Annotated in this window: 7 protein-coding genes; 2 read left to right on the top strand and 5 right to left on the bottom strand. The window is 47.8% G+C overall.

Going from position 1 to position 8,565, the window contains the following annotated elements; genetic code table 11:
* A partial coding sequence (locus QWZ17_RS23520) for a hypothetical protein (RefSeq protein WP_290307769.1) occupies nucleotides 1-312 on the top strand: 312 nt, incomplete at its 5' end.
* A gap of 416 nt (nucleotides 313-728) precedes the next feature.
* On the opposite strand, the gene QWZ17_RS23515 is transcribed toward QWZ17_RS23520, so the two are convergent.
* The 5 genes from QWZ17_RS23515 to QWZ17_RS23495 all read right to left on the bottom strand — a co-directional run bounded on the left by QWZ17_RS23515 (nucleotide 729) and on the right by QWZ17_RS23495 (nucleotide 7,249).
* On the bottom strand, nucleotides 729-1,280 hold the full coding sequence (locus QWZ17_RS23515; RefSeq protein ID WP_290307768.1) for a DUF998 domain-containing protein: 552 nt from the start codon (nucleotides 1,278-1,280) through the stop codon (nucleotides 729-731).
* A 5-nt stretch (nucleotides 1,281-1,285) separates the two neighbouring features.
* Entirely contained in the window at nucleotides 1,286-2,935 is a 1,650-nt protein-coding gene (locus tag QWZ17_RS23510; RefSeq protein ID WP_290307767.1) for a hypothetical protein, read from the bottom strand.
* Nucleotides 2,898-3,911, bottom strand: coding sequence for a caspase family protein (locus tag QWZ17_RS23505; protein ID WP_290307766.1), 1,014 nt, complete (start codon nucleotides 3,909-3,911; stop codon nucleotides 2,898-2,900). The genes QWZ17_RS23510 and QWZ17_RS23505 overlap by 38 nt, the downstream gene beginning before the upstream one ends.
* Nucleotides 3,911-5,395, bottom strand: coding sequence for a hypothetical protein (locus QWZ17_RS23500; RefSeq protein WP_290307765.1), 1,485 nt, complete (start codon nucleotides 5,393-5,395; stop codon nucleotides 3,911-3,913). The genes QWZ17_RS23505 and QWZ17_RS23500 overlap by 1 nt, the downstream gene beginning before the upstream one ends.
* 753 nt (nucleotides 5,396-6,148) lie before the next feature.
* On the bottom strand, nucleotides 6,149-7,249 hold the full coding sequence (locus QWZ17_RS23495) for a S1/P1 nuclease (protein WP_290307764.1): 1,101 nt from the start codon (nucleotides 7,247-7,249) through the stop codon (nucleotides 6,149-6,151).
* A gap of 92 nt (nucleotides 7,250-7,341) precedes the next feature.
* Between QWZ17_RS23495 and QWZ17_RS23490 the strand changes: the two genes are divergently transcribed.
* On the top strand, nucleotides 7,342-7,758 hold the full coding sequence (locus QWZ17_RS23490; RefSeq protein WP_290307763.1) for a hypothetical protein: 417 nt from the start codon (nucleotides 7,342-7,344) through the stop codon (nucleotides 7,756-7,758).
* Nucleotides 7,759-8,565 lie beyond the last annotated feature (807 nt).

Here is an 8,565-nt window from a genome sequence, read left to right as displayed (position 1 = left end):
TGTACGCCAAACGGTCGCATTTTGACTAATGAAGGATTTGCATATCGTTCTTTTTTAAGGTTGTTTGGCTCGTCAAGGCAACAACGATTTGAACAATTAAACGAGCACGAAAAAGGTGAGGCTATGCTCTCTGCCACATACCTAAACTCGCGTATTGCGCCAGGTTACAAAGTCAATCTGTACTCGCTTGATGATTTTTTTGTTGAGGTATTTTACTCCGATTTGTTCAATGAGATTTTTCAACTGAAGGCTTTTAAATCGAGTGATTTGCCCCAAGTATATTTACGAGAGATTAAATTAGGGATATCTTGATTAAATGCTTACACATCTAAATTGTGGTTCATGAGGTTGGATTCCCCTATGTGAACATTCCGGAGCCATTGATCACCGCGTTCTGGAGAATGAGTTCAGGATGGTACGTTACACTTTGACAATGTTAAATGGCTGATTTAAATTTTTCAAAACTATTATTCAACAACGCAACTCATTGATCTATTCGCATGGAACAAGCTGCTCAACTATGACGGAATGTAAAGTGCAACAATGAAATATTTTAAAGTGATTTAATTATTTCTATCGTGTTCTTCTTTTTTTGTAAAAAAACATTTAATAAATAAAAAAGAAACAAGACTAGGCACGCACAAACAAATATACAGTTTAAAAAAAACATAACAGGAAATTGCACCTCGTAAAGAACCTCTTTATTTATTTATTGTTTTTTCGAGTCACTATAGATCAAGACTTGGGAAATAATTCCTGCCATTACAAATGTTGCCACATAGATTAACCATTCCGGTTCCTTTTTGTCCTTTGGGCTTTTGGCCGGGATGGGTTTTGCGGAACAGCCATAGCGACATGATGGACAGTGCAATAAAGAATCCTGTTGCCGAAGTATAATGGATGCTGTTGCGCAGCGTATCGTCATCCCGGCAAATGATAATACCTCGATAGTCATGCCCAGTAATGTTGCAGGGAAACAGCGCTACGCGTAGGGCGAAGACAGCGGCAATTCCACTTAGGATGCCATCGATTCGCGCAGGGCCTTTGTAGGTAAAGAGGAAGAGTGCCACCGCACTCAATACGCCGACGAGTATCCCACCGGTTACCGTATAATAGTAATCGCTAATCGAAGGTTTCAGCAAGCTGTAGCCGCCGAACAGCCAGGTTTCCAAGTAAACAATGACGGGCAGGGCCATTCCGAGCCAGCCAATAGCTTTCCGGATCGTCAGGAAAGAGATCACCATATCGCGGTTGGGGTCGGTCTTCAGCAGTGATTTCATTTTATTTAAGTTAAATGTCTTCGTCCGGCCAATAAACTGATCCGCTGCAGATTTTCCGTATTGAACAATTCGGCGAGCTCCGGGTCCGGCTGTTGGCTGAGATAGGCCGTGATCTTTTCGCTGCTCTTGCTGACCTTACCCGCAGTTTCCATTAACAGGTTAGGCGTGATCTGTAAACTGGCCGCCAAAGTATCCAGCGCGGGAAATTGTCCCTGCGGCGTGGTGCCAAGGGCATCCGCCAGGGAATGCGCCATCCAGGAATTCAGGACTGCAGGCTTACGGAGCTTGCTCGGTGACTGCGCTCTTATTTCCAGATCAAAATCGTTGGCCAGGCTTTCGGTCAGCAATGACTTAGACAGCCGTGTTTGCAAGCTGCGCTGCCCGTCTATCACAGCCTGTACCGGCGGTGAACCGGGACCTTGTTTGGGTTTAGCGAAGGGCTGATAGGAGGTCCAGAGCATATCGTGATAAAGCCGGTCCAGGCATTTTTCGGCGACGCTGCCCGGTCCTATCCGGAGGGCATCGCTGCTGGCCTGCTGCCGGAGCACTAGCGAAAAGCCCGCGGCGAACATCCCAGGCACCTGCAGCGTCGACTGGGGTACCGGCAGGTTGGAATAGTGCCCAGCCGCCAATGTTGCCAGCAGCTGCATATCGGGTGCTTCTGTTCCCAGCAGATTGCTAAGATTGAGCATCACTGTGTTGAAAAAGGCTTCTTGATCGTTACTGGTGCTTTTGAAATAAGCGTAAGCGGCAGCGATGCCTAAAAAAGGGTTGCCGAATTTACCTGCGGCAAGGCTTTGTCGCATGTCTGGCGGCAGGTAATAAATGCCATTGGCGAATTTGCGCAGCACACCTTCCAGCATGACCAGTTCGTCCTGAACCTGCAGGTTCAGGCGGTCAAGGGTGTTCAGACTCGAAAGCGAGAAGATCATCGAAGAAAAGACCGGGCCGTTGCGGAATGTCAGGAACCCCTGGGTCTGCCAGCCATTGAATACCTGTACCGGGATCTCGCGGGAGGCCTGCCCTTTGTCCTCCTTCCAGGCTGCTACGCGGCTGCGGCCGGCAAAATGAAGGTAGTAACTACCCGGTGCCAGCCTGGCATGGAAGGCCATCCAGCCGAAACGGGTATATTCTTCTTTTACTTCGCTTGCTCCGAACGTCGAAATGACCCGTCGCTGGCTATCCAGCAGCTGGAAGTGGTCTGACAGGCGCCTTCCCTCTTCTTTATAGCGGATATAGGTCCGTTCGTCCGGGTAGCGGAAGAACAGGAACAAGGCACCATTGCCCTGGGGAATACCGGCCAATACCGCTGTCGTTTCGGAACTGTAATGCTCGGCGTCGTTCGTATAATATTCGTGCGAGGTGTTGAAACCCTTGGCGATCACCGACGAAGCGGTTTCCGGCACCTCCAATTGGATGGCTTGGTCACTTTGTACGGTGATATATGCTTCTTTATACCCCTCATTCAGTTTTAAGGTCACTTTATAAAGACCGGCCGTTAGACTGCTGCTGATGCGTTCATAGCCATCAGCGATGAGCTGCATGCGACCGTCATACAAACTAAGCCGGGCAAAGCCGGCCATCGGGCCGCGCGCAGCGGCCGAGAACTGGTAGCGCCTAGTTGGCGCTGAACTCGAAATTTGCTGCGTTGCCATCGATCGGGATATATTGTTTAACGTTTGTTGTATTATTTTTGAGGCCGTAAATACCCGGTGTGATCGCTATGGACGGCAATTGCTGTCCCGCTGCAACCTCCCAGGTCTGCAGGACCAGCAGATCGGGGCCCAGCAGCGAGTAATTGCCGGCCTGTAAAAAAGTGAGTTCCAACGCTACCGTCAAGGGTGCCTGTGTACCGCGAAGTACCAGGGTTTCGAGGGTACGCCCGCCGTCTGTGAACTTGGTCTGCACGATCTGGTTGAGCCCCTGGGCGCGGGCGAGCTCCTCGGTCCGGCGGCTGCAATACGTCAGGAGGCTTTTTGCCGTGATGCGGTTGCTGGCATCGGCAGCTGCGCCACCCAATCCTTCGACCAGGGCGGTTGAAAAGAAACCCTGCACCTGGCTGCTGTCAACGCCATTCGCCGGCGCTTCCCCGGCGGTATTTTCAAAAGGGGTTGCATAAGCCACCAGGCTGGAAACATTGGCACCGCGCGGCAGGATATTCTCCAGCTTGGTTGGCGACGGCGTTACACTGACCTCTTTGGAACGGCAGCAATCCATAAAAAAATAAACCTCTTCGAATGTGGATGAAGCGACCAGGTAATCTTCATAGCTGCTGGAGGAAAGCGCGTACCTGCGCTGGGTCTGGCTCCATTTGGGCAGGCACAGTCCATTAAGCTCCCAGGTCACGCCGATGCCATGCCCGGCAAAAAAAAAGTAAAAGCGGCGGGGGGCGACGAGGTCGGCAGCATTCATGATCGCATCAAGCGCATCATCGATATGATCCTGCAAGGGGCACGTGGGGTCCAGCGTATTGGGTATGAGGTGACAGTTCAGGGGCGGCAGATCCCCCCCGTCCGGATCCAGCAGCCAACCCACAAAGTTGTTGGCATCATTGACCGGCCCGTTCAGCGGCTTCAGGTTAAGATACTGGTCGACACCGACCACAATCGCGAAATCACCGGCGTTAGGCATCAGCAGTCATTTTGGGTCAACAGGTAAGCGATACTGCCGATGGCCAGGACCGCCGGATCGGCAAAGCCGCCGTGGTGCTGGGCAATACACTGCAGGCCGGAAAGGGCGCTATCTTCGGTGATCGAAAATACGGTCCGGTTGGGCTGGGCCGCCATATAATCACGGATGGCCGCCAGCTTCGTATCCTGGTCGTAAGGCGCTGAACCACTCAGGTAGCGCTGCATGCCCAGAATATAGGCATCATATTCATTGGGTTCTAGTATACCCGAGATCAGGTACAGCAGCGAATGCGTGTAAACGTATTTCAGGCAAAAATCCAGGCATTCGTATTTATTGCTCATGGTGAACATCCGGAAACAGCCGATATCGACTTTGTCCTTGACGATCTTATCATAGAACAGGTCAGAGCGGCAGGCCGGGGCCAGGAAGGTGGTATGGGTGATCTTGGCCGGAACCTTCTGCTGGTAAAAAGCTTCGACGAAATAGCAGATGACGATCGATCCGGCGGAATGTCCGACCAGGTCGATCTCTACACCGGGCGTGTTTTCGGCATACGCTTTTAGCTGTTTCAGGAAATAACCGCCGGCATGCTGGGCAAGCGGGTCGGCCACGCTGCTGTCCGTCTGCCACATTTGGGCGGCCTTGGTTTTCATATCGCCCCAAAGCCAGGCACCGAAATCGGCCAGATATACTTCGCGCAGGATCTCTTCTACGATGGTCGGATAAAAGTCATGGTCGCGTTTGGCTACAAAGCGTTTGACTACTTTAAAGATAATGGTAACGGCGGCTTTGATCAGACCGGCAATGGATAGGATGCCTCGACTGCCGGGCATGGGCTCATTGATGAGTTGGTCGCGCTTCACCAGGGCGAGTTCCGTATCGCTCATGCTGGCCACCGGGTCCTGCCGAAAATAAGGGTCGGCCATTAACTCCTGGGTCACCTGCACCTCGATCTCATCGCTGAGGCGGCGGTCATTGCCGCTAATCACGTTGGCCGAGCGGCTGCCTTCCTGCACGCCGTAAGCGTGGAATGGGGCTTCCTTAGCCAGTTCTGCCTGGATCTCGGCATAGGTCATCGCGGCCACGCCGCGGGAACCTACGTCGGTCGGGATCTCGATGCCGAGTTTGTCGCCGGCTACCTTGAGCACTTTTTCGAGTACCTTTTTAAAGAAATCTGTACCGGCAATGCTGTCGAGGTTCTGGGTGATCGTTTCAAAAAAACCCGTTTCCCAAACGAAAGAAACGGGATGAACGCCTGCCGCGGTAAGCAGCGGGGTAACGGTGACGGCCGTATCCATGCCGCTTTGTTCGTTAACGAGCCCGCCGTGAAAATATAATAAGATCTTTTTTTGTACTTTTTGTCCGAGGTCGGCGAAGATCGCATCGACGTCTGCAGGGGTGGTGTCATAGGCAGCGATACCTGAAGGTTGAAAGGTGCCGCCGGGACCGACATTAATGTAATTGAGTTTGGATAGGTTGTTCATTTGCGTGTGCTTAGGTAAAGGCAAGGTAATAAATAATTAATATATTCAAATGCCTGATTATCATATTTATGATAACTTATCATAGGACACGACGACTCTAATATCCTAGCCCTGCCCGCTCAGATTTGATGCGTGACTTGCTCCGGAAGGTCACCTGCCGGAGCGTACTGTCGAGCAACGGATTCCCGGTAATCAATTTAATCGTCTTTACTGTCGGAAAGGGATTTCCTCGTTCGTCAAATAGCGATGCGCATTCGTTGAGCCATTAGCAATTTCCCGGGTATCTGGACAAGGATGCAATTCGAATCCCTCATCGACACGTTAAAAAGCAAACTAATCGCCGGCGCCGCCATCGACGTTTATACACAGAACCCCTGCCTGCGTTCTTTCGATAATCTGTTAGACATCGCGCACACCGGCTACTTCACCATAGAAACTACCGGGTCTTCTACGGCAATACGCTCAAAGCCGTCGCTCAATGGCTTAAGCGCTAAAAACTGTTTAATAAAATTTGAATTCATTTATTAGTCCCACCAATCAAAAATCTTTAGAATATCTCGAAACAGGCAAAGTGCGACTTCCTCATTACCGATCCCGATAATTAATGGCATTAATGTTCTTATATCTGTCAAAGTTGACGCTACAGTGTTATTTAAAAGAATTTCAGATAACTTCTAAACAAGTAATGTCAAAGGAAAATAAACGCCAGGCTTATTCAGCCTGGCATTTTGCATTATCAATATTTGATATTCTTTATTTTTCGATGGTGATCGCTTTGGGATCAATAACAATAATCTCCGGCTTGCCCCTGTAGTCTACAACCTGACCGACAACAGTGATTTTTTTACTTTCTATTTGAGAAGCCAGTTGTTTAGCCTCGTCTTTTAAAGCAAGCGTCAATAATTGATTAGGATAAGCAGCACCCAGATTAACAAGCACCATGCTGCCAATGTCTTTAACGCTATATACTTTGCCGCTGACTGAAACATTTCTGCCAACCATGTTTTTCACCTCTGTAAGCATGATCTTCTGAGCAGTTACCGGTGGCGGAGGCAATAACTCTACCTTGGTAATTTTGACCTGTTCATCTGCATATAGCTTGTTTAATTCACCGGCTAGTCTTATACCTGCCTGATCAATTCGTAAGTGGATCGTTTGAATATATTTCTTGTAATATTCATCATTAAGGGTTTGACCTAGCTTAATATCGGCATACAGTTCCGTGCTGATCTGGTAACTCTCCCAAAGCCATTCCACTGGGCTGTCTGCTTGCCACTTCTTAATTTGTGTTTCGTTAGCCCAATCGTATTGTTTGGCGATTTCCGGTTCACTTAACCCCTCATGATCTATGAGCTTGCTATCCCAAAGGCTATGCAGGTTCGTTCCTTTGCCATCAAATTGAAGCTGGATGGTGTTACCGCCTTTATCCTCTTTACGGGATACATGCATAGGTTGGTGTGCATCCCCTACAAGATGGATAAGGTATTTTAATGCTTCGTTCTTTTGATCTGGAGTTGATGCTTTATCCTTAAGTGTTGTTTCAACTTTATTGAGCGCGCTGTAAACATTGTCACCACCCTGGTTACTGACTACTTCAACAAATTGTTGATGGTTTAAGCCTAAAGGAAGGTTTAAATAGTGCCAGGGGCGGGTACTGTTATCTCTGTTTTCATCTGCCCAGGTGCTTACATCTGCCATGCTCTGGCCTTTTAAAATCGCTGAAACCACGTAAGCGGTGTTTGATGTTAAATGCTTTTGCGCGATGGTTGCGACGGCTCTGTGCCCTTTGAATCCCCATGATATCAACGCCGCTGATACGGCTATCGATGCTACTGCTATGATGTATTTTCTCATATGGCAAATGTATAAAAGCAATTGACAGGTTGAAATCTTTATTTGATATTTTACTAATTTATTTAGCAAATTTGTATTTCAGATGAAGATGTATGAATGATTATTCTTTAGGTAGGCTGTATGACATTTTGAAGGGAGATTTAATGGAATGGATTGGCCGTAACCCAAAGACCAAGTTCAATATCACACCACATAATCTGACATACCTGTTTGAATTCCATAAACGCAATGGCTTATCGATAGACTTATCGCGGTTTGACAAAGCGTATTATCTCGCAACGTTTCACCCTCCGGAATCCAAGCAGGAAGTAAAAACAGCGTTTGTACGAAAAGTGATTGCCATTATCCGTAACCGCCTCCAGGAAATAGCCAAAGAGGAAATCGATTTAACAATAACAGTACGGCATAGGGTTTCACAGGTAAACTACTGGCAAACCTGTTACATCGGTCAGAAATACGACCCAAAAGAGATGGCAATGCTAACAAGGAAAGAAAATGACTGGTTGTGATGTAGTTGTGAATCAGTTATATTTACGCAACAAACCTAACCAGTCATGAAGAAATACCTCCTTTTTCTTATAGTTGCAGCCGGATCACTGGTAAGTGCAAGCAGCGTCACATCATCAACTAAAAGCTTTGCTACCTGTAAAGGTGACAGTCCGTGCAAAGCATGCAAAAACTGTAAGTATTGTAAACGTTGTGCTAAGCAAGGGTTAATATGCGGTGTTTGTAAAAAGTAATCTGACGTGTTTATGAAAAGAGAAGTTACACAAGACAAAGTTAACCAAAGGAAGGAAAAATACCTTTATGCCTTTAGGTTATGGTTATAAGGCAGACCTTGATTACATAACAGCAGAGTCCATGAACCTTGAATTTTAACGGAACCGGTCGGCGATCCATTAATAGCTTTTGGTCACCAATTGTGTACTGCTATAACCGAGAACTCTATATGTTGGCTTATCGATGGTGATCCATCTGGTCAAGACCCGTGTGGAGCATTTATGCTCACACCAAAGTGGATAATTGGGACACATGAAATTGATCTTGAACCGTGTAAAGACAATCCTGTTGATTTGGTGGGTGAATTCGTAAGAAAAAAACAGACGAAATAAGGAATGATGATGAGAATAAAGAATAGTAAACTCCATGTCAGCTTCCCCTTAATTTAATGTAAAACCGATTAGTAGTTCAGCTTTAGTATATTGTAAAGAGCATCTTACTGGCCGCACAGGTCTGGAGATTCTGTTGAACTTGACCACCACATTCCGGCGCAAGCTGACCACCCATTCCGGGCGAAACTGACCAGTGCATTCCGG

The organism is Mucilaginibacter flavus (assembly GCF_030409315.1).
Lineage (GTDB): Bacteria > Bacteroidota > Bacteroidia > Sphingobacteriales > Sphingobacteriaceae > Mucilaginibacter > Mucilaginibacter flavus.
Note: the sequence above shows the minus strand (reverse complement) of the source record. Positions and strands in the feature narration are given on the sequence as shown.

Bases quoted from the DNA above. Each gene is read 5' to 3' on its own strand.
- QWZ17_RS23495 (WP_290307764.1), bottom strand. From the start codon at position 7,249: ATGAGAAAATACATCATAGCAGTAGCATCGATAGCCGTATCAGCGGCG.
- QWZ17_RS23515 (WP_290307768.1), bottom strand. From the start codon at position 1,280: ATGAAATCACTGCTGAAGACCGACCCCAACCGCGATATGGTGATCTCT.
- QWZ17_RS23505 (WP_290307766.1), bottom strand. From the start codon at position 3,911: ATGCCTAACGCCGGTGATTTCGCGATTGTGGTCGGTGTCGACCAGTAT.
- QWZ17_RS23500 (WP_290307765.1), bottom strand. From the start codon at position 5,395: ATGAACAACCTATCCAAACTCAATTACATTAATGTCGGTCCCGGCGGC.
- QWZ17_RS23490 (WP_290307763.1), top strand. From the start codon at position 7,342: ATGAATGATTATTCTTTAGGTAGGCTGTATGACATTTTGAAGGGAGAT.
- QWZ17_RS23510 (WP_290307767.1), bottom strand. From the start codon at position 2,935: ATGGCAACGCAGCAAATTTCGAGTTCAGCGCCAACTAGGCGCTACCAG.